This window comes from Pseudomonas sp. CCI4.2, assembly GCF_034350045.1.
Lineage (GTDB): Bacteria > Pseudomonadota > Gammaproteobacteria > Pseudomonadales > Pseudomonadaceae > Aquipseudomonas.
This window is the reverse complement of record NZ_CP133781.1, coordinates 1,585,548-1,610,885: the sequence shown is the minus strand read 5'-3', so window position 1 is coordinate 1,610,885 and position 25,338 is coordinate 1,585,548. Positions and strand designations below refer to the sequence as shown.

21 protein-coding genes and 1 pseudogene are annotated in these 25,338 nt (G+C 53.7%); 11 read left to right on the top strand and 11 right to left on the bottom strand.

Features of this window, described 5'->3' with window-relative positions:
* Positions 1 to 34 precede the first annotated feature (34 nt).
* A complete protein-coding gene (gene glnK / locus RHM65_RS07120; protein WP_002555808.1) occupies positions 35 to 373 on the bottom strand; it encodes a P-II family nitrogen regulator in 339 nt (112 codons plus the stop codon).
* A gap of 421 nt (positions 374 to 794) precedes the next feature.
* Here glnK and RHM65_RS07115 point away from each other — a divergent pair, with 421 nt between their 5' ends.
* A complete protein-coding gene (locus RHM65_RS07115; protein WP_322166636.1) occupies positions 795 to 1,055 on the top strand; it encodes an accessory factor UbiK family protein in 261 nt (86 codons plus the stop codon).
* 157 nt (positions 1,056 to 1,212) lie between these two features.
* Positions 1,213 to 2,706: a YifB family Mg chelatase-like AAA ATPase gene (locus RHM65_RS07110; protein WP_322166637.1), complete on the top strand. Its 1,494-nt coding sequence runs from the start codon at positions 1,213 to 1,215 to the stop codon at positions 2,704 to 2,706.
* Positions 2,707 to 2,800: 94 nt separating this feature from the next.
* Here the strand turns inward: RHM65_RS07110 and RHM65_RS07105 are convergent.
* Positions 2,801 to 4,778 (bottom strand): annotated as a pseudogene (locus RHM65_RS07105) (Cache 3/Cache 2 fusion domain-containing protein).
* Positions 4,779 to 4,972: 194 nt separating this feature from the next.
* Positions 4,973 to 5,893 carry a LysR substrate-binding domain-containing protein gene (locus tag RHM65_RS07100; protein ID WP_322166638.1) on the bottom strand — a complete coding sequence of 307 codons (921 nt, stop codon included), beginning with the start codon at positions 5,891 to 5,893 and terminating at the stop codon, positions 4,973 to 4,975.
* 152 nt (positions 5,894 to 6,045) lie between these two features.
* Between RHM65_RS07100 and RHM65_RS07095 the strand changes: the two genes are divergently transcribed.
* Entirely contained in the window at positions 6,046 to 7,443 is a 1,398-nt protein-coding gene (locus tag RHM65_RS07095) for a NorM family multidrug efflux MATE transporter (RefSeq protein ID WP_322184574.1), read from the top strand.
* 234 nt (positions 7,444 to 7,677) lie between these two features.
* Here the strand turns inward: RHM65_RS07095 and RHM65_RS07090 are convergent, their stop codons facing one another.
* Positions 7,678 to 9,360, bottom strand: a complete 1,683-nt coding sequence (locus RHM65_RS07090; RefSeq protein ID WP_322184573.1) for a bifunctional diguanylate cyclase/phosphodiesterase — start codon at positions 9,358 to 9,360, stop codon at positions 7,678 to 7,680.
* Positions 9,361 to 9,563: 203 nt separating this feature from the next.
* On the opposite strand from RHM65_RS07090, the gene rep reads away from it, so the two are divergent.
* Together rep and RHM65_RS07080 are read left to right on the top strand one after the other, a co-directional pair.
* Complete coding sequence (gene rep, locus RHM65_RS07085) at positions 9,564 to 11,573, top strand: DNA helicase Rep (RefSeq protein ID WP_322166641.1); 2,010 nt, start codon at positions 9,564 to 9,566, stop codon at positions 11,571 to 11,573.
* A 46-nt stretch (positions 11,574 to 11,619) separates the two neighbouring features.
* Positions 11,620 to 12,192: a xanthine phosphoribosyltransferase gene (locus RHM65_RS07080; protein WP_322166643.1), complete on the top strand. Its 573-nt coding sequence runs from the start codon at positions 11,620 to 11,622 to the stop codon at positions 12,190 to 12,192.
* 90 nt (positions 12,193 to 12,282) lie between these two features.
* Here RHM65_RS07080 and RHM65_RS07075 read toward each other — a convergent pair whose 3' ends face one another.
* Positions 12,283 to 14,214 carry an acetyl-CoA hydrolase/transferase C-terminal domain-containing protein gene (locus tag RHM65_RS07075; RefSeq protein WP_322184572.1) on the bottom strand — a complete coding sequence of 644 codons (1,932 nt, stop codon included), beginning with the start codon at positions 14,212 to 14,214 and terminating at the stop codon, positions 12,283 to 12,285.
* A 303-nt stretch (positions 14,215 to 14,517) separates the two neighbouring features.
* Complete coding sequence (locus RHM65_RS07070) at positions 14,518 to 14,946, bottom strand: c-type cytochrome (RefSeq protein WP_322184571.1); 429 nt, start codon at positions 14,944 to 14,946, stop codon at positions 14,518 to 14,520.
* Between the two features lie 666 nt (positions 14,947 to 15,612).
* On the opposite strand from RHM65_RS07070, the gene RHM65_RS07065 reads away from it, so the two are divergent.
* From RHM65_RS07065 to RHM65_RS07040, 6 genes are read left to right on the top strand one after another with little or no spacing between them, the layout of a single operon-like run.
* Complete coding sequence (locus RHM65_RS07065) at positions 15,613 to 16,791, top strand: DUF4135 domain-containing protein (RefSeq protein ID WP_322184570.1); 1,179 nt, start codon at positions 15,613 to 15,615, stop codon at positions 16,789 to 16,791.
* The gene (locus tag RHM65_RS07060) at positions 16,767 to 17,681 is read left to right on the top strand and encodes a DUF4135 domain-containing protein (RefSeq protein WP_322185275.1); all 915 of its coding nucleotides are present in this window, start codon (positions 16,767 to 16,769) and stop codon (positions 17,679 to 17,681) included. The genes RHM65_RS07065 and RHM65_RS07060 overlap by 25 nt, the downstream gene beginning before the upstream one ends.
* Positions 17,675 to 18,535: a lanthionine synthetase LanC family protein gene (locus RHM65_RS07055; RefSeq protein ID WP_322184569.1), complete on the top strand. Its 861-nt coding sequence runs from the start codon at positions 17,675 to 17,677 to the stop codon at positions 18,533 to 18,535. Before RHM65_RS07060 ends, RHM65_RS07055 begins: the two co-directional genes overlap by 7 nt.
* 46 nt (positions 18,536 to 18,581) lie before the next feature.
* Positions 18,582 to 19,415 carry a hypothetical protein gene (locus tag RHM65_RS07050; RefSeq protein WP_322184568.1) on the top strand — a complete coding sequence of 278 codons (834 nt, stop codon included), beginning with the start codon at positions 18,582 to 18,584 and terminating at the stop codon, positions 19,413 to 19,415.
* Positions 19,393 to 20,289, top strand: a complete 897-nt coding sequence (locus tag RHM65_RS07045) for a hypothetical protein (protein ID WP_322184567.1) — start codon at positions 19,393 to 19,395, stop codon at positions 20,287 to 20,289. The genes RHM65_RS07050 and RHM65_RS07045 overlap by 23 nt, the downstream gene beginning before the upstream one ends.
* Positions 20,286 to 21,014: an AAA family ATPase gene (locus RHM65_RS07040; protein ID WP_322184566.1), complete on the top strand. Its 729-nt coding sequence runs from the start codon at positions 20,286 to 20,288 to the stop codon at positions 21,012 to 21,014. Before RHM65_RS07045 ends, RHM65_RS07040 begins: the two co-directional genes overlap by 4 nt.
* Positions 21,015 to 21,085: 71 nt before the next feature.
* Here the strand turns inward: RHM65_RS07040 and RHM65_RS07035 are convergent, their stop codons facing one another.
* The 5 genes from RHM65_RS07035 to dadA form a co-directional block, all read right to left on the bottom strand.
* Positions 21,086 to 21,520: a c-type cytochrome gene (locus tag RHM65_RS07035; RefSeq protein ID WP_322166645.1), complete on the bottom strand. Its 435-nt coding sequence runs from the start codon at positions 21,518 to 21,520 to the stop codon at positions 21,086 to 21,088.
* A 188-nt stretch (positions 21,521 to 21,708) separates the two neighbouring features.
* Complete coding sequence (locus tag RHM65_RS07030; RefSeq protein ID WP_322166646.1) at positions 21,709 to 22,257, bottom strand: cupin domain-containing protein; 549 nt, start codon at positions 22,255 to 22,257, stop codon at positions 21,709 to 21,711.
* Between the two features lie 161 nt (positions 22,258 to 22,418).
* Positions 22,419 to 23,492: an alanine racemase gene (gene alr / locus RHM65_RS07025; RefSeq protein WP_322184565.1), complete on the bottom strand. Its 1,074-nt coding sequence runs from the start codon at positions 23,490 to 23,492 to the stop codon at positions 22,419 to 22,421.
* Between the two features lie 139 nt (positions 23,493 to 23,631).
* Positions 23,632 to 23,985 carry a RidA family protein gene (locus RHM65_RS07020; protein WP_322166648.1) on the bottom strand — a complete coding sequence of 118 codons (354 nt, stop codon included), beginning with the start codon at positions 23,983 to 23,985 and terminating at the stop codon, positions 23,632 to 23,634.
* Positions 23,957 to 25,258, bottom strand: coding sequence for a D-amino acid dehydrogenase (gene dadA, locus RHM65_RS07015; RefSeq protein ID WP_322166649.1), 1,302 nt, complete (start codon positions 25,256 to 25,258; stop codon positions 23,957 to 23,959). Before dadA ends, RHM65_RS07020 begins: the two co-directional genes overlap by 29 nt.
* Positions 25,259 to 25,338: the final 80 nt, after the last annotated feature.

The window sequence follows — 25,338 nt, the reverse complement described above, 5'->3', positions numbered from 1 at the left end:
TTGTTTTACTCCTGGGGCGATGGGGGTTGGCGGCTTAGATTGCGTCGGTATCGGTTTCGCCGGTACGGATGCGAATAGCCTGTTCCAGATTAACTACGAAGATCTTGCCGTCACCAATCTTGCCGGTGTTGGCTGCTTTGGTTATCGCCTCGATAACCCGGTCCAGATCTTTGTCATCAATCGCAACATCGATTTTCACTTTTGGCAGGAAGTCGACTACATACTCCGCACCACGGTACAGCTCGGTGTGACCCTTCTGCCGGCCGAAGCCTTTGACTTCAGTTACGGTGATGCCCTGCACGCCGATTTCGGACAGCGACTCGCGCACATCGTCCAACTTGAACGGCTTAATGATTGCAGTGACTAGTTTCATGAAACTTTCTCCCGAATTGGTGGACTTGCCCCAGGAAAACAAACCCGACTCAAGTCTAAGCGCAGTGCTTGGCTTTGTAACCCGTCGGTCGTCTCAATACGTGCCCGACCAACCCCAAAAAAACTGCTTCCGACGAAACACTTCCCTGCTCCGCCTTGGGCACTGCATCGTCACATTGACTGCATCAGCGCATGGGTCATAAGCCACTAAGCAGAAAGCTTGCCATCTCGGGAAAAATCACTGATTACAGGGATTTTATCGATAACTTGCGCTCTTCTACCCGCGTATTACCACTGACACGCACAATAATAGTGCGACCGCGCCCGGCACTTTGCACGAAAACTGTGCAGGGTGGCGGGTCTGGATTGACTATAGACGCTGCGTGATACACTGCCGGGCATCTGCTTATGGAAACTTGAATATGCTCGCGCCTAAAGCCTTCCTCGACGCCTTGAGCGGCCATGCTTCACGCTTGTTCAACGGCGAAACACCGGTCCCGCGCACTGAATTCGAAAGCCAGTTCAAAATCCTGCTGCAAAGTGGGTTCAGCAAACTGGATTTAGTCAGCCGGGAAGAATTCGATAGCCAGATGACCGTACTTGCCCGAACCCGTGCTCGTCTTGAAGCACTGGAAGCAAAAGTGGCCGAGATGGAAGCACGATTGGCTCCGCCGGCTGAGTGATACGCCCTGAAGAGCTGTTACGCAGCAAACACAGTACAACTGTAGGAGCATGCGCCCCTTTATCACATAACTCAGTTAACACCCTGTAGCTATTCCCCTCCCCAGCCTCATCGCTAATTGCCGCAGGATGCGGTTCTTCAGACATCAAGGAATGATCATGTCTCTCGCTATCGTTCTCAGCCGCGCCCAAGTAGGCGTGGAAGCACCTGCCGTTACTGTCGAATGTCATTTGGCCAACGGCTTGCCGGCGCTAACGCTGGTGGGCCTGCCCGAGGGAGCGGTCAGGGAAAGTAAGGACCGGGTACGCAGCGCCATTTTGAATTCAGGTTTTCAATTTCCGGCACGGCGGATCACGCTCAACCTCGCCCCGGCAGATTTGCCCAAGGACGGTGGACGCTTCGACCTTGCCATTGCATTGGGACTGCTGGCCGCCAGCACCCAATTACCTGCGTTTGCACTCCAGGACGTGGAGTGTTTGGGTGAGTTGGCATTGTCAGGCGGCATTCGGCCAGTTCAGGGCGTGTTGCCTGCGGCGTTGGCAGCACGGGCGGCAGGCCATACGCTGATCGTGCCTACGGCGAACGCTGAAGAAGCGTGTTTGGCGTCCGGTCTGAGGGTCATCGCCGTTAATGACCTGCGTCAGCTGGTGGCGCACTTCAACGGTCAGGCGCCAATCATCCCCTATACATCCAGCGGCCTGTTGCACCAGAGCAAGCCATACCCGGACTTAAGCGAAGTCCAAGGCCAAACTGCGGCTAAACGTGCGCTGTTGGTGGCGGCGGCCGGGGCGCACAATCTGCTTTTCAGCGGCCCGCCAGGCACCGGCAAAACACTGCTCGCCAGCCGCCTGCCCGGTTTGTTGCCGCCGCTGGATGAACATGAAGCGCTGGAGGTTGCGGCGATTCAGTCGGTTGCCAGCCAAACACCTCTCACGAGTTGGCCGCTGCGGCCTTTCCGGCAACCGCATCACTCAGCCTCCGGTGCGGCGCTGGTCGGTGGCGGCAGTCGGCCTCAGCCGGGGGAAATTACCCTCGCTCACCACGGCGTGCTATTTCTCGATGAGCTGCCTGAGTTCGACCGCAAGGTGCTGGAGGTGCTGCGTGAGCCGCTGGAGTCTGGCCACATCGTCATCGCCCGCGCCCGTGACCGAGTGCGCTTTCCGGCGCGTTTTCAGTTAGTCGCCGCGATGAACCCGTGTCCGTGCGGTTATCTCGGAGAGCCCAGCGGTCGCTGTCGGTGTTCGACCGAGCAGATTCAGCGCTATCGCAACAAATTGTCCGGCCCACTGCTGGACCGCATCGACTTGCACCTGACCGTCGCCCGTGAAGCCACTGCGCTCAACCCCGGCCCACAAACCGGCGACGACACCGCCACAGCCGCCGCGCTCGTCGCCCAAGCCCGCGACCGGCAACAACAGCGCCAAGGTTGCCCCAACGCCTTCCTCGACTTGCCAGGACTGCGCAAGCATTGCCCCTTATCGATTGAAGATGAGACGTGGCTGGAAACCGCCTGCGAGCGCCTGACGCTTTCACTTAGGGCCGCGCACCGCTTGCTAAAAGTCGCACGGACGTTGGCAGACTTGGAGCAGGTCGATGGGATTGTCCGTCATCATCTGGCGGAAGCGTTGCAGTACCGGCCTTCGGGTTATTGAGGATGCGGAGTATTCCCGATACTCAAACCCCTGAGCCAACGTGTTGGCTGCAGGGGTCTGGAGTCGACAGTTTCGTGAATTTAAACACCAAGCCTCACCGAAACCGATTCACTTCCTTGCGCAACTCCTCCGCCAGTTCTTCCAGTTCCTTGGCGGTGATCGCCAAGTGGGACACCACTTCGCGCTGCTCGCTGTTGGCCAGGGCGATGCTTTGCAGATTACTGCTGAGCAGGGTTGCCGTATTGCTTTGTTCTTGAGTGGCCGTGGTGATGGCGGCAAATTGTTCGCCGGCAGAGCGGCTTTGCTCATCAATCCGGGCCAGCGCGGCGGCAACGGTGGCGTTGCGTGACAGGCCTTCCTGCATCAATGCGTTGCCCTGCTCCATGGTGCTGATGGCGTTGCCGGTTTCGAGCTGGATGCTGGCGATCATGTCGGTGATTTCGTCGGTAGCCTTACGGGTGCGCGACGCCAGGTTGCGCACCTCATCGGCGACCACCGCAAAACCACGACCCTGCTCACCCGCCCGCGCCGCTTCAATCGCAGCGTTGAGCGCCAGCAAGTTGGTCTGTTCGGCAATCGAGGTGATAACGCCGACAATGCTGCCAATCTCCTGCGAGCGCTGGCCCAGGGTATTGATCACGGTGGCGGTGCCATTCAACGACGAGGCAATCTGCTGCAGTGACGTCGAGGCCTCATCCATTGAGCTTCGCCCAATACGCGTTTGCTGGGCGTTTTCCTGCGCAAGGCGCTCGGTGTTGCCCATGTTGTCGGCGATATTCAACGAGGTGGCGCTGAACTCTTCCACAGCGCCGGCCATGCTGGTGATCTCGCCGGACTGCTGCTCCATCCCTTCGTAGGCCCCGCCCGATAAACCAGACAACGCTTGAGCACGACCACTGACTTCCTGAGCCGCACTACGGATGTGCGAGACCATGTTCGATAGCGCTTCACCCATCTGATTGAAACTGCCCGCCAGTTGGCCAATTTCATCGTGGCTGGAGACGTTCAGCCTAGCGCTCAGATCCCCCGCGCCCATGGCCTCGGCCTGATGCACCAAGTCTGACAGCGGCTGCAATTTACGGCGCAGCAGCCAAATGGCCGCACCGACCGCGATCAACATGGCCAGCAGGCTGCCGATGGCCAATTGCATGCCGACGCTCCAAGTCACGGCGTTGATCTCGGCCTCCGGCATGCTTGCAAATACCGTCCATGGCCCACCAGCAAACGGCGAGGCGACGGTATAAAACTCCTGGCCACTGTTCGCCCAGAACTGGCCGTTACCCGGACGCTCGATAATGTCGGCCAAACTCTGAACTGCCTGCTTCAAATCCTTGACCCCGTCCGGAGCAACCAGCCAGTGATTTTGCTCATCGAGCAGCGCCAGCGAGCCGGTGTTTCCGATGCGGAAGTTTTTCAGGTTTTCAAATTGAGTATTTTGCGCGTCGGTGTAATCGAAACCGACGAACAGGGCGGCGATGATCTTGCCAGTACTGTCACGCACTGGGCTGTACGTGGGTCACGTAATAGCGCTCGAACAATAAGGCCCGGCCCACGTAGCCCTCGCCCGCCATCAAACGCTCATAAGCCGCACTCTTGTGATCGAGCAACGTGCCGATGGCGCGCGTGCCGTCCTGCTTCCTCAGGGACGTGCTGATGCGAATGAAGTCGTCGCCGCTACGCACAAAAATCGTCGCTACGCCGGCGGTCATTTGCTTGAAGTTGTCGACCTCGGTGAAGTCGTTGTTCAACACCTGATCACCCACCATCAAACCCGGTGTCTGCATCCCGGCGACGGTCACCGGGCTGTCTGCGTGCAGGCTCAATCCTGCGGCGAAGCGCTTTTCGAATAACCCGCTCAACCGCAACGTGCTTTCGCGCAGGCTGCTATGAAAGGTATTCAACTGATCCGCGAGCAAGCGCGCTTCGCTGGACATGTGGTCTTCACGAATTTCCAGGTTGGCCCTGTCCAGTGAGCGCAAGGCAAACACCGTACTACCGGTGATGACCACAGCCAAAATGACCGCCAGGGCGACGCCTAGCTGCGTAGCGATACGGGCACTGGGTTCAGACATGAAGGCTCCTGGCTGGACAGCAGCAGCGTTTTACTTCCAATCGGCTGCCCAGCAAAATTTCGATGAAGAGGCATATTGAACGTTTTTGAACGAAACACCATGCTTATACGGATTCGGCCGATACGAAAAATACTTGAGTGCGGCGCGAGGTCGCAAAGCAAAGTGGCGCTGTCGCCTTGGCTGAGCCCCGCTGCCTATTTCAGTACTTCTACCGCTGGTAACGTCATCGCCTGGACCTCGCCCTGAAGAAAATCACTGAGCCGACGCAAACGCTCTCCGCCGGGGCGTGTCTTCGGCCACACCAAATAGTAGTTTTCGCCGCTGACCACCGCCGTGCGCCACGGCAAACTCAGGCGTCCCTGCGCCACATCCTCGGCAACCATCAACAAATCGCCCATGGACACGCCATAGCCACGGGCGGCAGCAATCATACCCAACTCAAGGGTGTCGAAAAGTTGTCCGCCCTTCAATGAAACCTGATCCAACAATCCCATCCGCTCAAGCCAACTGCGCCAATCCCGACGATCCGGCGTGGGGTGCAGCAGTTCGGCGCTGGCCAAACGTGCAACATCCCAGGGCTGATCCTCAAGCAACGTCGGAGCGCCGACTGGAATCAACAACTCGGGAAACAGGTACGTCGCCTCCCAATCCGGGGGAAAGTTCCCACGACTGAGTAACACCGCGCAGTCGAATGGTTCTTGAGTGAAGTCAACACTTTCGATGTCCATCCAGGCGCTGGTCAGTTGCACTTCATTGCCGACCTGCAGGTGACGAAAACGGCTCAAGCGCGCCAGCAACCAACGCATTGTCAGGGTCGACGGCGCCTTCATCCGCAGCACGCCATCTTCTGCGCGCAAGGTGCTGCACGCCCGCTCCAGTGCCGAAAAACCTTCCCGCACCCCCGGCAATAAAAGGCGTGCGGCCTCGGTCAACTGCACGTTACGGCCATTACGCTGAAACAAACGGCAGGCGAAATGCTCCTCCAAGGTGCGGATATGACGACTCACCGCACTTTGGGTGATCGACAACTCTTCGGCCGCTCGGGTGAATGAGCTGTGCCGAGCAGCGGCTTCAAAGGCGCGAAGGGCATACAGCGGGGGCAAAGTACGTGACATACAGCGCTTCCTGTTGCGGTTTGCGGTCACTCTACCTGAACGGGCTTCAGATGAGTTTTACTCATGCCAAGCATCGGATTTATCCCTTTGTGCCAATGCGCTTAACTGTCGAGAATCAGTTGCTCATAAAACCCTGATACCGAGCCACACCCATGCAACCTGTTGCTACTAAAGCCCCCTGGATCAATGAGCTGAGAACCATTCTGCGCCTGGCCGGGCCGCTGATTGCGTCGCAAATGGCGCACATGCTGATGGTCTTTACCGACACCGTCATGATGGGCCATCTCGGGCCCGACGCATTGGCGGGCGGCGGGCTGGGGGTGGCCAGCTATAACCTGATCGCTTTTTTCTGTGTGGGGGTGATTGCCGCCGTTGGCACCTTGGTCGCAATTCGCCATGGGGCTGGCGACCTCGAGGGCGTTATCCGCCTGACTCAAAATGGACTGTGGCTGGCATGGGGCATGGCATTGGTCGCCGCAACGCTGCTGTGGAATCTGGAGCCAATCCTGCTCAGGCTCGGCCAGAACGAGGCCAACGTACACTTGGCCGGTGAGTTTTTGATCACCCTGCCCTTCGCGTTACCCGGTTTGTTGAGCTTTATGGTGTTGCGTGGGTTCACCAGCGCGCTAGGCCGCGCAGGGCCGGTGATGGTCATCAGCATCGGCGGCGTGGCAGTGAACTTCGGCTTTAACTATGCCCTGATCCACGGGCTGTTTGGTCTGCCGCATTTGGGGCTGATGGGCATTGGTCTGGTGACAGCGTTGGTGGCGAACGGCATGGCATTACTGCTGGCGCTGCACATTCGTCGGCATTGGGCCTACGCCCGCTATCCCCTTCGCCAAGGTTTGATGCGCCCGTCCCTGCACTATTTGAAAGAGCTGTGGCGCCTGGGCTTACCGATTGGCGGGACTTATGCCGTTGAAATCGGTCTGTTCACGTTTGCCGCTTTTTGCATGGGTGCGATGGGCCGCTCGCAAATGGCCGCGCACCAGATCGCGCTGCAATCGGTGTCAATGGCATTCATGATCCCGGTCGGGATTTCCTACGCGATGACCATGCGAATCGGCACCCATTATGGCGCGGGCAAACTTCAGCAAGCGCGCTTGGCGGGACGAGCGGGCATCGCGTTCGGCTCTTTGATGATGCTTGGCTTTGGGCTGCTGTTCTGGCTGGCACCGCACATGGTGGTGGGCCTGTTTCTGGATTCTGACAATCCGGCCAACCATGACGTGATAGAACTCGCCGTGAAGTTGCTGGCGATCGCCGCATGGTTTGAATTGTTCGACGGCGCCCAAACACTAGCCATGGGCGCGATCCGTGGGTTCAAGGACGCAAAGACCACCTTTATGATCGGCCTCGCGTGCTATTGGCTAATCGGAGCGCCAGCGGCCTGGACCTTCGGTTTTTACGTCAACGGCGGCGCCATCGGGGTTTGGTGGGGGTTGGCGTTGGGATTAGCGTGCGCAGCATCAGCGCTGATCGTGGCCTTCGAACGAAAAACATCACGTCTCTTGCGGCAAGCACCGGTAGGCGAGACGGTTTTGGCGTAAAGCCGATTTAGAGCAATCAACCCTTGTAGGAGGGTCCGCCACGTCTTCGACGCCGCGCTGTCTCGCGCAGCAAACTGGGTGGCACTTTGTGTGGTTTGAGGTTGCAGGGTGTCAGGACTGGAGCCTTCCCGAATGAATTCGGTCCCACGGTTTGGCGCTACACAGATTCTGTAGCTGCCGAAGGCTGCGATAAGGTCCGAAGGGCCTTCGCCAACACGTTGGCTCCTACAGACACTAGTTGTTAGATAGGTTTTTGGTTTGTCCGACGTTTTCGCGCTGACCAAACGTTAAATACTGAACCAGTTGATCCAGCGGCAGCGGTTTGCTGATGAGGTATCCCTGAATTTGATTGCAGCCAAAGTCGCGCAGCAACGCCAACTGCTCAGCGGTTTCAACCCCTTCGGCCACCACTTCGAGGTTTAGGTTATGCGCCAGGTTGATCATGGCGTGAACCAGTTTTCGGTTCTCTTCACGCAGCTCCATGCCACCCACGAAGCTCTTATCAACCTTGAGCAAAGCAATCGGTAAGCTGTTGAGGTGCACGAATGAAGAGAAACCGGTGCCGAAATCGTCCAGCGAGAAGCGCACGCCCAGGCGGCCCAGCGCATCCATGGTTTGCTTGACCAAATCACTGCGGCGCATGACCGCCGTTTCGGTCAGCTCGAACTCCAGCCAGCGCGCATCGACGCCGCGTTCGGCGATCAACCGGGTTAACGTCGACAGCAGTTGGCTGTCCTGAAATTGACGGAACGACAAATTGATCGCCATGTGCAGCGGCGGTAACCCGCGCTCACGAAGGTCCTGCATGTCACGCAGCGCGCGGGAAATCACCCAATAACCGAGGGGCACGATTAACCCGCTTTGCTCAGCCAACGGCACGAACTCACTCGGTGGCAGCAATCCGCGCTCAGCGTGGCGCCACCGCACCAAGGCTTCAAGGCCCACGATGCGACCGTCTTCCAGGGACAATCGTGGTTGGTAATGCAGTTCCAACTCATCAAGGCGCAAGGCTGCGCGCAGCTCTGTTTCAAGGTCCGCCAGGCTTCGTGCGTTGCGATTGATGCGCTCATTGAAGATATGAAAAGTGCAGCCCTGAGTGCTTTTCGCCTGCTGCATGGCGATGTGCGCGTGCCACATCAGCGGATCGGCGCCTGCCTGGGCGCGCGCGTGAGCAATGCCTAGGCTGCAACCGATCAACAGGCTTTCGCCGTCAACCCAGTACGCTTCAGACATCGCGTCAACGATGCGCTCGGCCATCCATTCGGCACGTTGCGGCGCACGACGGGTGTCGATCAACAAAGCGAATTCATCACTGCCGAGCCGGGCCAATTGATCGCCAGCTTCGAGCTGGCTTTTAAGCCGCGAGACCACTTGCAGGATCAACCGGTCACCGGCCTGATGACCCAGTGCGTCGTTGGCATGGCGGAAGTTGTCCAGATCGAGATGGCCGAGGGCCAGGCCACGCCCGTCGTTTTCGGCTAAACGGGCGGCCAATAAGGTCTGGAAACCCTGGCGATTGGCGATACCCGTCAACGGGTCCTGCTCAGCCAGACGCTGTAGGGTGTTTTCAAGCACACCGCGCTCGTGCACATGCCGCAGGCACCGACGAACCGTGTCGATATTCAGCGCATCAAGCACCAACCAATCACTGACGCCCACCGGCGGCTCTGTCGGCTCATGTTCGAGCAGCATCACCACAGGCAACTTACAGCGCCCAGGTACTGGCTGTAATTGAGGGGTTGTTAGCAGCACGGCATTGGGTTCGTCATTGAACAAGCCGCTCACATCTTCCCAGCTCGGCGCGCAGACCAGCGTCACCGTGTCTCCCAATGGAACGAGACACTCGCGCAACAACGCGGACCATTCTGGCGTTTGGGCCAACAACAGCAAATGCAAGGGTTGGGCAGACGTCAACAAACTAGCTCCCTAGACTCACTAAAAATCGTTGGTAATACCGCTCAAAAGTCCGAGGATGAGCGCAATTCAATGCGCATCCTGCGCGAAAGTATCAAAACCGGCAAATTTAGATCGAGTGCTGCGTCACAGTGTCTGACGATGACGGCATAAAGGCTTGATCCTGTTAAAATGCCCGGCCATTTCGTGAGCGATCTCTTTCTGTCATGTCCCGACTCAATCCCCGGCAACAAGAAGCCGTGAACTACGTCGGCGGCCCTCTTTTGGTGCTCGCCGGTGCTGGCTCCGGCAAGACCAGCGTAATCACCCGCAAGATCGCCCATCTGATCCAGAATTGTGGCATTCGGGCACAGCACATTGTCGCCATGACCTTTACCAATAAAGCGGCCCGGGAGATGAAAGAGCGGGTCGGCACGTTGCTTAAAGGCGGCGAAGGTCGCGGCTTGACGGTGTCGACGTTCCACAACCTGGGCTTGAACATTATCCGCAAGGAACACGCGCGGCTGGGTTACAAACCCGGTTTCTCGATTTTCGACGAGACCGACGTCAAATCGCTGATGACCGACATTATGCAAAAGGAATACTCAGGCGACGATGGCGTCGACGAAATCAAGAACATGATCGGGTCCTGGAAAAACGACCTGATCATGCCTGCCCAGGCCTTGGAAAATGCCCGCAACCCCAAAGAACAGACCGCCGCCATCGTTTACACCCACTATCAGCGCACGCTCAAAGCCTATAACGCGGTGGATTTTGACGACCTGATCCTGGTGCCGGTGAAGCTGTTCCAGGAACACGCCGACATTCTCGAAAAGTGGCAAAACAAAGTCCGCTACCTGCTGGTGGACGAATACCAAGACACCAACGCCAGCCAATACCTGCTGGTGAAGCTGCTGATCGGCACTCGGCATCAGTTCACCGTGGTCGGCGACGATGACCAGTCCATCTACGCTTGGCGCGGCGCCCGGCCAGAAAACCTGATGCTGCTGAAAGACGATTACCCGTCGCTGAAAGTGGTCATGCTTGAACAGAACTACCGTTCCACCAGTCGCATCCTGCGGTGTGCCAACGTGTTGATCTCGAACAACCCTCACGCGTTTGAAAAACAACTGTGGAGCGACATGGGCCACGGCGACGAAATTCGTGTGATCCGTTGCCGTAACGAAGACGCAGAAGCCGAGCGCGTGGCCGTTGAACTGCTCACCCTGCACCTGCGCACCGACCGTCCTTACAGCGATTTCGCGATTCTTTATCGCGGTAACTATCAAGCCAAGCTGATCGAACTGAAGCTGCAGCACCACCAGATTCCATATCGACTGTCGGGCGGTAACAGCTTCTTCGGACGTCAGGAAGTGAAAGACCTGATGGCTTATTTCCGACTCTTGGTAAACCCGGATGACGACAACGCCTTCTTGCGCGTGATCAATGTGCCGCGCCGGGAAATCGGCTCAACTACCCTGGAAAAGCTCGGCAACTACGCCACCGAGCGCAAAGTATCGATGTACGCTGCCACCGACGAGATTGGTTTGGGCACGCACCTGGACAGTCGCTATACCGACCGCCTGCAACGCTTCAAGCGCTGGATGGACGGCGTGCGCCAGCAATGCGCGCAGAACGATCCCATCGCGGCGTTGCGCAGCATGGTCGTGGACATCGATTACGAGAATTGGCTACGGCAGAACAGCTCCAGCGAAAAAGCCGCCGATTACCGGATGGCTAACGTCTGGTTTTTGATCGAAGCATTGAAGAACACCCTGGAAAAAGACGAAGAAGGCGGGATGACCATCGAGGAGGCCATCGGCAAGCTGGTCTTGCGCGACATGCTCGAACGTCAGCAGGAAGAAGAGGACAACGCCGAGGGCGTGCAAATGATGACTTTGCACGCGTCCAAGGGGCTGGAGTTTCCCTACGTGTTCATCATGGGCATGGAGGAAGAGATTCTTCCGCACCGCTCCAGTATCGAAGCCGATACCGTCGAGGAAGAGCGCCGTTTGGCGTATGTCGGCATCACCCGGGCACGTGAAACACTGGCCTTCACTTTTGCGGCCAAGCGCAAGCAGTACGGGGAAATCATTGACTGCGCACCCAGCCGTTTCCTGGATGAGTTACCGCCTGACGATCTCGCTTGGGAAGGCAACGATGACACCCCGGTCGAAGTAAAAGCTGTTCGAGGTAACACAGCACTGGCTGACATACGTGCCATGCTGAAACGCTAATTTTTGTTCATTTATTGCGCACATTTGCGCCGCTTGAGGAATCATCGTGGAAGCACTGCATCAGAAAATTCGTGAAGAGGGCATTGTCCTTTCAGACCAGGTGTTGAAGGTCGATGCGTTTCTCAACCACCAGATCGACCCGGCGTTGATGCAGCTGATCGGCAATGAATTCGCCACGCTGTTCGCTGATTCGGGCATCACCAAAATTGTCACCATCGAAGCCTCGGGCATTGCACCGGCAATCATGACTGGACTGAAACTGGGCGTGCCGGTGATTTTCGCCCGCAAGCATCAGTCCCTGACGCTGACGGAAAACCTGCTCTCGGCGACGGTGTACTCATTCACCAAGCAAGTCGAAAGCACCGTCGCCATCTCGCCCCGTCACCTGACCAGCAGTGATCGGGTACTGATCATTGATGACTTTTTGGCCAACGGCAAAGCCTCGCAAGCGCTGATTTCGATCATCAAACAAGCGGGCGCCAGTGTGGTAGGCGTCGGTATCGTGATCGAGAAATCGTTTCAAGGCGGCCGGGCCGAACTGGATGCCCAGGGTTATCGCGTCGAGTCACTGGCTCGGGTTAAATCACTGGCCGGCGGCGTTGTAACGTTCATGGAGTGACCGTCAGAACCTTCGCCAGCACGGTGGCGCTTATCAAACACGGCATAACCCGTTGATAATCGATATTTTAATTGTAGGAGCACGGCTGCCTCAGACGCCAGGATCAGTGGCCTGCAACCCCGCCAGCACCAGCCGCTGAAACAGCTCTTCCCTCAAGCCCTGTGGATTATCCAACTGCATTCGCTCAAGGTGCGCCGGGTAAGTGCTTGGCTCTGGCGCATCGAAAGTGGCTTTGCCCAACTGTAAAATCTCAGTGAGTTTGAATTTGCTCTTCAGCCAATTCAACGCCCGCAGTAAATCCTTTTCTTCGGCACTGAAATCACACCCCAGAGGGTACTCGGGGAAGAGCTGCCCGTACCGAGCCTGCAGTGCCTGCAAGCGCTCGGGCGTGTTATCGGAGAAGCGTGGATCAAGCTGAAAATCCCGAGGCAACTTACCCACCTTCTGCGCTTGCTCAATCAGCTTTGCCTGAAAGCGTGAATCACTGATGTTCAACAGCGCCTCAATCACCCTGGCGTCGGTTTTGCCCCGCAAATCAGCGATGCCATATTCAGTGACCACGATGTCACGCAAATGCCGGGGAATGGTGGCGTGGCCGTAGGCCCAAACGATGCTTGAACTGACATCACCGCCGGATTCACGCCAGCTGCGCAGCATCAACACCGAGCGCGCGCCCTCCAACGCATGAGCCTGGGCAACAAAATTGTATTGGCCACCGACCCCGCTGACCACGCGCCCGTCTTCCAATTGATCGGCAATGGCCGCCCCCAGCAACGTTACTTTGAACGCACTATTAATGAATCGCGCGTCGCGTCGCTGCAGTCGCTTGAGCTCCTCGTTGCCGTACAGCTCGTTGATGTAACTGATGGCGGTCATATTGAAGCGCCCCATCTGCTCCAACGAGAACTCACGCAGGCGCTGATAAAAACTATTCGGCCCGAGGAAAAAACCTCCGTGAACCACGACGCCGTCTGACCGCAATGACTCATCCAGCGTGCCCGCGATAGCCTGTCTTTGCGCGGCGGCATCGGCATACACCCTGCGCCGCACTATGCCTGCATCGACCAACACCAACAGACCGTTGACGAACATTTCGCTGCACCCGTACAGACCCTGAGCAAAAGGTTGCAAGCCGCCTTCACGCTGGATCAAGGTCTGCCAAGACGTGGTGGCATCCAACTCGTCGAGCAGCGCCCGATAGGCTCCATTATCGGCTTGTCGGGCCAGCAACGCCGCCGTCAACGCATCGCCCATCGAACCAATGCCGATCTGCAACGTGCCGCCATCGCGCACTAAGGTGCTGGTATGCAAGCCGATGAAATGGTCCTGAAAACCCACCGGCATGTTCGGCGTGGAAAACAAGGTGCTGTGGTCTTCGTTCTCGATCAGCAGATCGAAATCATCCACGTCGAGCTCCGAGTCACCCGGCATGTACGGCAAATCGGCGTGTACGTGACCGAGCAACAAAATGGTCTCACCGGCAGCACGACGTTTGGCAATCATCGGCAACAGATCAAGGGTCACATCCGAATTACAGCTCAAGCTCAACCGCCCTGAACGCGCCGGATCGCGAGCAACCAGTTGCGCCACCAGGTTCAAGCCATTGGCATTAATGTCGCGGGCCGCATGGCTGTAATTGCTACTGACGTAATCCTGCTGCGCCGAGTGACTAGTAAGCAAACTGCCCGGCAACATGAAAAATTGCTCAACGTGGATATTCAGCGGCAGGCTGTCCCGGTGAAGGTCAGCGAGAAAATCCAACTCGGGATAGTCACCAAACACCCGCGCCACGAAGGGCTCAAGAAAGCGCTCCTGCAACCCATCACCCAAATCAGGCCGCCCAAGGCAAAGCGCGGTGTAAATCGTCAGCCGTCGCTCGGGCAACTGCCTGACTCGAGCATACAGAGCGTTAACGAAAAGATTGGGTTTGCCCAAGCCCAGCGGCAGCCCCATATGAATGTGCGCAGGCAATCGTTCGAGCACTTGGTTGACGGCGTGTTCGATGGAGCATGACTTTGGCATTGAACCCTCCCGGCACATCCTTGATTTCAGGTTGGACCGAGCTTGCCGGGTGTTTACTGCAAAGAACAGGGTTGTGGGTTATTTGTGGCCAAACAAATACCGCAAATTCGCCACTGGTAGGAGCGCGCTTGCCCACGATGGATCGCGAAGCGGTCCCAAATATCTGACCCGATTTCAACGGAAAAACCCGAGCTGCCTGATTGACGACTGCTGCGCAGCTGATCGCGGACAAGCGCGCCCCTACACAGTGAATCGCGCGTAAAAAAAAGCCGACCCAAGGCCGGCTATTTTTATCGGACTGAATTACTTCAACCCAGACATTTGCGAGATGGTGGCTTTGAGCTCTGCATCGGAGCAATCGGCGCAGGTGCCTTTAGGCGGCATGGCGTTGATGCCCGTGATGGCCTTGGCCAAGATGCCGTCAAGACCGCCCTGCTCTTTGGCGCGCTTGCCCCAGTCGGCGGCGTCACCGATTTTCGGCGAACCCAGCAAACCGGTGCCGTGGCATGCGCCACAATGGCCGGCAATGATGTCGTCCGGGGTTTTCGCCCCGCCGCCACCGGCAGCCGATGCGACAAAGTCCATCCCAGGGCATTCTTTGCCTTGAACGCAGACTTGGCCTACTGGCTCCAGACGCTTGGCAATATCGTCAGTGGTCGTAGCTTGAGCGGCAACGGCCCAAAGGGCCAATACGACGGCGGGTACTGCCAGTATCTTATTGATTAGGTTCACGCTTACACCCTCATGGTGACTAGTCACGCCCGCGTCCACAGCTTCGGGGCGGACGCAAGTATAACGGTTAGCCCTTTCCGAGTGATTGTTGGAAGTTCCAAAATAGTAAGCGCAAGGTGGATGTTACGCTTCAATACAAACTTACCACGCAGGAATCGCTTTAAATAATTGTAGGAATTGTCTTAAGACAAAAGCTACAACATTCCCGGAATGTATCGCTGTTGACCCGACGCGGTTTGAGGTGAACAATAAATCAATACAAATAACCCGGTACATAAATCTCAAAAAGCCTGATTAGGAGATTCGCTAATGAACAGTTCTTGACCTATACAATGTGCGAGCATTATCTGAAAGTGCCATCCAACTATATATGTCGTCCGCTAGATACATTGCGATCCATTACCTTAACTAAATTTCTCATAAAGCGAGAGCAATATGCAGATCGATCTCGAAACAATTCAAAATAACCGAAGTGTGATGTTGGAAACAATTGCGCCAATTTCAGCGCTTGTTATTCAAGCATACAGTAATCTCACATCAGCAAGCAGTGGTACCAAACCGTGTACCAGCTGTTGCACTCAGTGCTGGAGCCGTTGCTGCAACGCAACATACGCGTGAATCAAGTTGACGGCTGCGACGCAGCCGTCCTCTATGCAAGGAAGTCAGATGCAATACGCTATTGAAATATTAAAACTACAATCGCAAGACGTAAAAAGTATCACGACCGATTGTCCGGTATGGCCATACCTAGTCTTTTTTACAAAAAAGTCTATCGAAGGCTTAACAAAGATTGAAGGATTAGCTGAACCAGAGAAAAAGGTGATCATCAATGGTTATTTAAGGAACTTGTCAACGCGAATCACAAATACTGCTGCTAACGTATTAACCGTAGAAAAAGATATATTAAATTCAACGATCAAACCACATAAATTGAACACTGTGGAATACTATAATTTAGTGAGAAATAATTCAAATTATTTGCTCAATATCCTAGAGGCATATCCAGAGTTGGACCGGGTACTCCAGCAAGTATCCGAAAATTTTGTTGATCAAACCCGACTTTTGGCAACTCGTCTAAGCGAAGATCGAGCATTCTTGGAGGCATTAATCGGCGAACAGTCGTCCTATCCCATCAGTGAGTGTAACCCGTCGGAAGGTGAAACTCACAATGGCTCCCTCACCGTCTGCAGCTTAACTTTCTCCAATGGTAGCAAAGTAATATATAAACCCAGAAATCTCACGATAGAACATAACGCTTCGATGCTTCTAAAGAGGCTTTCTGAAGATGCAGGAACTAGTTACGCGGAATGGGAAATTCCGTCCTACATCGTAAATCAAGACCACGGCTGGGCACAGTTTGTGCCACATACACCAGCTAGTAATATTTTGGATGTGCATACTTATTATAAACGTGCCGGGTTTCTTCTAGGGTTTTGTACAGCTTTTACCGCTTCCGATATAACCTCTGACAATATTATATGCAATGGAAGCAACCCTACCCCCATCGACCTCGAGACTATGTTTTACTGCGTGCTAGATATCAAGACGATCCCTAAAGAGGTTCGTTGGAACTGTGCCCAGACAAGCATACTTCCGAACTGGACTTGGAAGGGGACCGACGGGATCGGGGTCGATTTAAGCGCTCTAGGTGGCCTGAGAGAACAATATGTCAGCCTTAATTTGTACCAGTACATAGAAGATGACAGCGGTGATGGAACTTTCGGCACCGACGGCGTCAAAATATTTCCAGCAGAAAACGTACTTTATATTGATGGAGAGGTCGTTAGCCCATGGCTCTATGAGCAAGAAATTCGTGAAGGATTCAACAAATTTTTTCGGTCCTAGAAAAAAACAAGCTATTCGTAGTCCAAAAAATTCAATCATTCAAAGGACTTCCATCGCGTTACGTGCCACGCCCCACCGCTACTTACCATTATGCGCTGCAATGCTCCCTTCATGCATCTTTGATGCGTTCGACAAATGAGCGAGAAGCGTTTTTAGCCAAGATTCTTGATAATGATAATGCGCCAGCAAAAGGATTTTTACCCGCGGAAGTAAAAGCACTTTTGAATCTTGACATTCCATATGCAAAAAGCCAGGTTGGGTCACTAGACTTTTTCGAGCCCCACTATTCCGGGGAAGGGCATCTAGATCCAAACACCTATCTGGACGGGCTATCCAACAGCGTTGATTATATCGAAAATTTCTCCGAGAGCCGCCGCAATTTTGAACTCGCTCAAATAAATAATACCTTAACCGCTATGAAGTTTATGTACGATCATGATAAAAAACTAACAACGCATAATTTTAGGGAAGTTGACGCGATCAATCTTAACTCACTCAGTCTACCGGACGTAATAGAAAGTATAAGACGTTCTCAACATGAGAATATAAAATTTCTCACTACCAAAATCTCAACAGAACTTTCCAATAACGGTTTATGGTATGGCTTTCACGCATCGCCGGGGGGTTATATAGAATATTCTGAATTGGGAGAAGATCTATATTACGGGCTTTCCGGCATAATATATGGCCTAGTAACCATCCACCACATGACACCAATACCGACAGACGGCTTATTACCGCTGCTGAATGAGACATATAGGCGAGTAGTCGCCAAATTAGATAATCAGGGGTCTCATCTGGGAGGCTCACATTTTGGCATATCCTCATCGATCTTACCTCTCGCAATCTGTCTCAAGTATTTTGACGATAGTCGACATATGAATTGTTAGAAAAATACAAAAATTATTTGCACAGCGCAATGTCGGAAGACTGGTGGCAGAAGTATTATTGGGGCGCTGACCTTCTTTCTGGTATGTACGGAACACTCAGCGTACTGACTAAGCTATTTGAACTTTCCGGTGATTACGAATTCAGCGCTTTGGCCGTAAATTTGCACGGAAAAATTGACACTGAGCTTACTATCGCTGATGGCAAGCGAATGGTTCAATTCGACAAGTCCGTGACTATTCGACAAGACGCACTTCTCTCCGGAATTTCCCATGGCGTCATGGGATGCGCATACTCAGCATTTTATTTTTATAAAACCATCGCTAGGACAGCCGAAGCGTATGATGTTTTCACTACGTTTTTAGACTGGGAATTGAAGCAATTTGATGAAAGCATCAACAACTGGCCCGATTACCGCCGTAGGTCTGAATCGAAAGGTGGTGAGTTCTCATGGAGTCACGGTTTACCAGGAAACTATCTCGCCCTTCAGTATTTTGCGGAACACGGAGTACAAGAAGCATTAGATTTTATTACAGAAAAACCTGCATCATCGTTTTTTTGCTATGAAAGTCTTATACAAAGGGAACGGCCCTCGAATGATTCAATGTGCCATGGTGCATACGGCTTACTAAATATTTTAAAAAAATTATACCCCGCTGCACTATCCGATCCAAGAGTTTATGCATGGTTGAATTTGTCGTTATTAGCAGAGCACGATGTGCGAGAACTACGCTCTAGATCTGCCGATCCTTTGGGTCTTTGGGTAGGGAAAACGGGAGCGGTTCTGGGCGCATCCGGCATTCTTAGCAGAGCGTACGAGTTTCCCTTCCTTGTCCATCAAATGAACTACCTATAATAATGATACCTAACTTTGGCTTTATAGCTCTTGGGGCTGCGACGGCATGCGTGAACCTTTGCGCCCCTTTTTTTTGGGCGCCACTATCGATCACTATCAAGAGCACCATGAACTGCATATTTGGCATATTTCAGCTGCATGTATCAGCTTCATATTATCTCCATGCATAAAACTCTACACAAAAATTCAGTTAGCTAAGTCGAACGCCGCTACTAGGCTGAAACTTAAACAGAAATCTGTTCAGATACTGATACAACACAACAGAGGTTCGTTACCTGAAGGCGACATAATTGAGTTTGTCGATAATGACGTGGACGGTTCCATTTACCTATATCACAATATATATTTTGATATCAGCGTAAGTCTCGCAGCAATTTGCCTCTCTCTGATAGCGATATATAACTACCACTTTTCGCTTTTGATAGCCCCAATAGCAGCAATTATTTTTTCGTCATTAGTTTATATAACAAGCAGGACAGTAATAGAAAAAACCTACGGCAGATATGTTGAGCAAAACACTGTTCTCATCAGTAATATTATTTCTGCATCGCAGATGAAAAGCGGCCCCTCATTTGACGTGTTTGACGAATTAAAGAAAGACACTTTGATGATACTTTGCAAAACCCAGCTGAAAATTTCAACACTTGAGGCAGCTACCGGCTTTTCATTTCTTATCGGCATGTCACTCTTGCTATATATAGGAGATCAATTATTGCAGTCAAATGCGATAACATTAGGCGCGTTGATCGCATCCGCGATGTATATAGAGCGCATATTAAATCCTTTGGGTTTCCTGCTAGGAATTTATTTTTCGAGCGCGGAAGCAATTTATAGACGATCAAGGATGGTTTCATTACATGGCAAAACCACATTCCATTAAGACCGTAATTGAAAAACACGGCTTTCTTATAGTTACTAGTATTGCCATATCGATAACCAGTGCTGCTTTACAAATTGCTATACCCTATGTCATTAGCAATGGCATCAGGGAGATAACAGCATCCCAAAAAAACGTTTACACTATATTCGTACTGATATTCATATTTAGTGGCAAAAGCATATTACAATGCGCCTGCACAATACTAAATCATTTGATTGAAGCTCGAATACGACTTTCTCTGATAGAACATATTTACGCACAAGCGAAATCAAATAAGGAGGGCGAACTTATCACTTTGATAAAAGAGGACTCTGAAAGGGTCGCAGCAAGCGTTATACAGATTTTGGAGCTAACTGCTTCTGGCTGCTTGACTCTGGTTACTTTTATTGTTTTAACTTTCGATAATTATTTTATGGCGGCCCCATTAATGATACTGTTCGGTCTTTCATATCTTCATGTTACTCGTTTTACCAAATGCGTTGGTCAAGCGTACACTTTGGAAATTGACCAAGAGCAAAAATACAAAGCCTCGATTATTCGTCTGAAAAAAGCCTCTTTCAACAATGCTCATCGTTTCAACTTTAGAGCTAAAAGCACTGAGTACAATTTGAGGAGATCTATAAACACACGCTACTTATATGAGCGGCTTTGTATTTTACTTAGCGGTACGCCAGAAATTATCGTATCTGCTATGATTGCTGCATCATTATTTCTGATAGCAACTTTATCACCTGGAATGCTTGGAGCTGAGATGCTGTATTATCTAGGCTACGTTGGCATGTTTGCTCTCGGCGCCAACAGCTCCATCCAAGCAGCGTTATCTATAGTTGGAACAAAAGTTTCAATAAATAGGATTTTCAAGAGAAGAATATGAACGCTACAATTATTAAAGAAATACGACTCAAGGCTGGAGTGTTACTTAATAAGTCTATACACTATATTTTTCCAATTAATTTCGACAATGCAATAACAGTAATTGTCGGAGACAATGGAGCTGGCAAGTCTACTTTGCTTGAATCGATTGCTGTAAAACTAGGATGTAACCCCGAGGGAGGTGGGAAAAATTTCTCTTTCAGCACAGAGGCTACTCACTCAGACTTACATAATAATATCATTATTTCCAAAGGTTACAGAAAGGAGAAAGACATCTTCTTTTATCGAGCTGAGACTTTTTATAATTTAAACACCGAGATTAGACGCTTAGACAGCGAGGGAAGCTTTGATCCTGAGATTAAAACTTATTATGGAGGAAAAGATCTTCACTCTATGTCTCATGGCGAGGCAATGGAAGCACTCTACCAAAATCGATTTAAACCGGACGGCATCTATATTTTAGACGAGCCGGAAGCTTCTCTACACCCAATTCGCCAACTTAGCTTTGTCATTAGGATTGCTGAGCTAGCAAAACAAGGTTCTCAGTTTATAATTGCGACCCATTCTCCAATTATCATGTCAATCCCTAGCTGTGACCTGCGACACCTGCACAATGGCGTCCTAGAGCCTGCTAATGCTTGCGAGATGGAATCGTACAGCATTTATAAGGCTGTTATAAATTCTGATGGCCGATACTTGGAACGCCTACTTTCGGATGACGAGTAAAAAGCTACCGCCTTCGCTCTAAATAAAAAGCCGACATGACGTCGGCTTCCTACTATCCGAACCTGACCAAATTACTTCAGACCAGACATTTTCGAAATGGCGCCTTTAAGCTCTGCATCGGAGCAATCGGCGCAGGTGCCTTTTGGCGGCATTGCGTTGATACCGGTGATCGCTTTTGCCAGCAGGCCATCAAGACCGCCCTGCTCTTTGGCGCGCTTGCCCCAGTCTGCGGCGTCACCGATTTTCGGCGAACCCAGCAGGCCGGTGCCGTGGCACGCGTTGCAGTGGCCAGCGATGATGTCATCCGGCGATTTCGCACCGCCTCCACCGGCAGCGGAGGCCGCAACCTCCATGCCTGCGCATTCTTTGCCTTGTATGCAGACTTGGCCTACTGGCTCCAGACGCTTGGCAATATCGTCATTGGTATTGGTCGTCGCCTGAGCGCCAACGGCCCAAAGGGCCAAGACGACAGCAGGTACTGCCAGCATTTTGTTAATTAAATTCACGCTTACACCCTCATGGTGACTAGTCACGCCCGCGGCCACGGTCTGGCGGGCGGACGAAAGTATAACGGTTAGGCCGCCACTGCGAAACAACCCTATAGTCGCAGGGGTGATTACCGAATATCAGGCCTTGATGGACGCTCTATGCTTCTTCCGAACAGCGCGTCTCTGGTTGAAGCGCGTAATTTAATTCAAAAATTCGCTGGCGTCGCTGCGCTGATTAGTCGCGCCGGCTCGTCGAACGGGTTACGAAAGCGGTGGGGCTTGGTGCTTTCGAAATAATAGCTGTCGCCCGCTTCAAGAATGAACGTCTCGGCACCGACCACCAATTCCAAACGACCTTCGAGCATGATTCCGGTTTCTTCGCCTTCATGAACGAGCATTTCAACCCCGGTGTCAGCACCTGGAGGATAGATCTCGCTGAGAAAAGCGATCGCCCGACTTGGGTGCGCCTTCCCGACCAGTTTCATGGTCACCGCGCCGTCCGAAATGTCGATCAGTTCGCTGGCTTTGTAAACCACCTGCGTCGGGTTTTCTTGCTCCAACTCTTCCGAAAAGAACTCGACCATGGACATCGGTATACCGCCCAGCACCTTTCTCAAAGAACTAATCGAAGGGCTGACGCTGTTTTTCTCGATCATGGAGATGGTGCTGTTGGTCACGCCCGCTCGCTTGGCGAGTTCACGTTGGGACAGACCTTTGAGCTTGCGAATGGATTGCAGTCGTTCACCGACGTCCAATACGGGAGTCCTCCTATTGATCAGGTGCGGTCGAAATGAACGTTATGATGGCGATAGCGTTCAGTATTTACAACACTTCGACCCCTAACCTGCTCGTAAAAGCACTCGCCGCTTATCGGGGAATAATCTGAAGGTAATCAGCGCCGACGCAGCCTTGGCGGTCAGTTCCCGGAATAGAGCCTTGGGACCCGGCGTAGGTTGCAAAAAATCTGATAGGGGATGGTCCCGGCGTGAGCGGCAACGTCGCTGGCAAGAACGTTTTTGCCCCACAATTCAACTTGGCTGCCAAGCCCAGCGTGTGGCAAATCGGTCAAATCAACGCACAGCATGTCCATGGACACACGGCCCAGCAATCGGCTCAATTGCCCGTCGATAAAAACTGGCGTGCCGGTGGGCGCCTGACGTGGATAACCATCCGCGTAACCCATGGCGACGACGCCGATGCGCATGGACCGATCGGTGACGAAACCACCGCCATAGCCAATCGGTTCGCCCGCAGGCAATTCACGTACACAAATGACTTTTGATTCCAGCGTCATCACCGGCTTCAGGCGTGCGGCCAGGCTGTTCGACTGGTCGAATGGCGTGGCGCCGTAGAGCAGAATGCCGGGGCGCACCCAATCGCTTGGGATGGTCGGCCAACCCAGAACCGCTGGTGAGTTACGCAAACTGATCGGCGCCACGATCCCTTGGGTGGCCGCTTTGAACACGGCCACTTGTTCGTCGCTGCGCAAGCAATCCAGTTCGTCGGCACGGGCGAAGTGAGTCATCAAGACGACGTTCGCCACTTTCCCACTGCTCAACAAACGCTGGTAGCCGGCTTTGTAGTCGTCAGGGCGCAAGCCGACTCGGTGCATGCCCGAATCCAGTTTGAGCCAGGCGGTGAGCGGTTTGCTTAGGCTGGCCTGCTCAATGGCCTCGAGCTGCCACAGTGAATGCACCACGCACCAGAGATCATGCTCGACGATAAGGGGCAATTCGCTGGCTTCGAAGAATCCTTCAAGCAGCAAAATCGGTGCCCGGATTCCCGCCTCGCGTAGCTCCAGCGCCTCTTCGATGCAGGCCACGGCAAAGCCATCGGCGTCACCTTCCAGGGCCTGCGCGCAACGCACCGCGCCGTGCCCATAAGCATCGGCCTTGATCACCGCAAGCGCCTTGGCGCCTGTGGACTCACGTGCCAACTGATAGTTTTGACGCAGGGCTTGCAGATCGATTAAAGCGCGGGCAGGACGCATGGCGGCGGGATTCTGAAGTTAAAGGAATAAGGTCCGTTGGAGCGAATTCATTCGCGAATGCGTTGGGTCAGACAACCATGTGTTAGATGTACCGACCCCTTCGCGAATGAATTCGCTCCTACAGGATGGCGGGGGATCGTTACGGCAGCGCAGCGACTACCGATAATTCAACCAGAATCTCAGGCTCGCACAGCTTCGACTCAACGGTGGCGCGGGTGGGTGCGACGCCTTTTGGCAGCCACTTGTCCCACACGCTATTCATCCCGGCAAAATCCGCATCGATGTCTTTCAGGTAAATGGTCACTGAGAGAATCCGCGAGGTATCAGTGCCGGCCAAATCCAGCAAACGCTCGATGTTGGCCAAGGTTTCGCGGGTTTGCTGCTCGATTCCGCCGGCCATGTTGTCAGCCACTTGCCCGGACAAATACACGGTGCTGTTGTGGACGACGATCTGACTCATGCGGTCATTGGTGAGCTGGCGCAGGATTGCCATGTTTTACGATCTCCTGGGTTTTACCGTAGCGAGAAATATCAAGGCCTTCGGCGCTGATCTGAGGTGTTTTGAGCGCGATCAAATCGGCTAACAAACGACCCGAGCCACACGCCATGGTCCAACCAAGTGTGCCGTGGCCGGTATTGAGGAACAGGTTACGGAACGGCGTGGCACCTACAATCGGTGTGCCGTCCGGCGTGGTCGGGCGCAGACCGGTCCAAAAATCAGCCGCTGCCAAATCACCGCCCTGAGGATAAAGGTCGCCGACGATCATCTCCAGCGTTTCGCGCCGACGCGGGTTAAGCGACAGGTCGAAACCCGCGATTTCCGCCATGCCGCCCACCCGAATACGGTTGTCGAAACGGGTGATCGCGACCTTGTAGGTCTCGTCGAGAATAGTCGAGGTCGGCGCCATGGCCGGGTTGGTGATCGGCACGGTCAGCGAGTAACCCTTGAGCGGATACACCGGGGCGCGGATGCCCAACGGCTTGAGCAACTGCGGCGAATAACTGCCCAGCGCCAGCACGTAGCGGTCAGCGGTTTCCAGCTTGCCGTCGATCCACACGCCATTGATTCGGTCGCCGGCGAAATCCAGCCGTTCGATGTTCTGATCGAAACGGAACTCAACGCCTAACTTGACCGCCATTTCCGCGAGGCGAGTGGTAAACAACTGGCAGTCACCAGTCTGATCATTGGGCAGGCGCAATGCGCCGGCGAGGATGTTGGTGACGCCTGCCAACGCGGGTTCAACCCGGGCGATGCCGGCGCGGTCGAGCAATTCGTACGGCACGCCAGACTGTTCCAGAACGGCGATGTCCTTGGCGGCGTTATCGAGTTGCGCCTGGGTGCGGAACAATTGGGTCGTGCCCAGGCTGCGGCCTTCGTAGGCAATACCGGTTTCGATGCGCAGTTCGTCGAGGCAATCGCGGCTGTATTCGGACAAGCGCACCATGCGCTCTTTATTCACCGCATAGCGACTGGCCGTGCAGTTGCGCAGCATCTGCGCCATCCACAGGTATTGATCGATGTCCCCGGTGGCCTTGATCGCCAGCGGCGAATGGCGCTGAAGCAACCATTTGATGGCCTTGAGCGGCACGCCCGGCGCAGCCCATGGTGAGGCGTAACCTGGCGACACTTGGCCCGCATTCGCGAAGCTGGTTTCCATGGCAGCGGCAGGCTGGCGGTCGACAACAGTCACCTGAAACCCGGCCCGCGCCAGATAGTAGGCCGTTGTCGTACCGATCACGCCGCTGCCAAGGACCAGAACTCGCATAGTAAATCCCTCAATCGCGGATATCCGCTGACGTTTGTGCTTAAGAGCAAAGATATGCCCAGTATAAAAAGCAGCGGGCA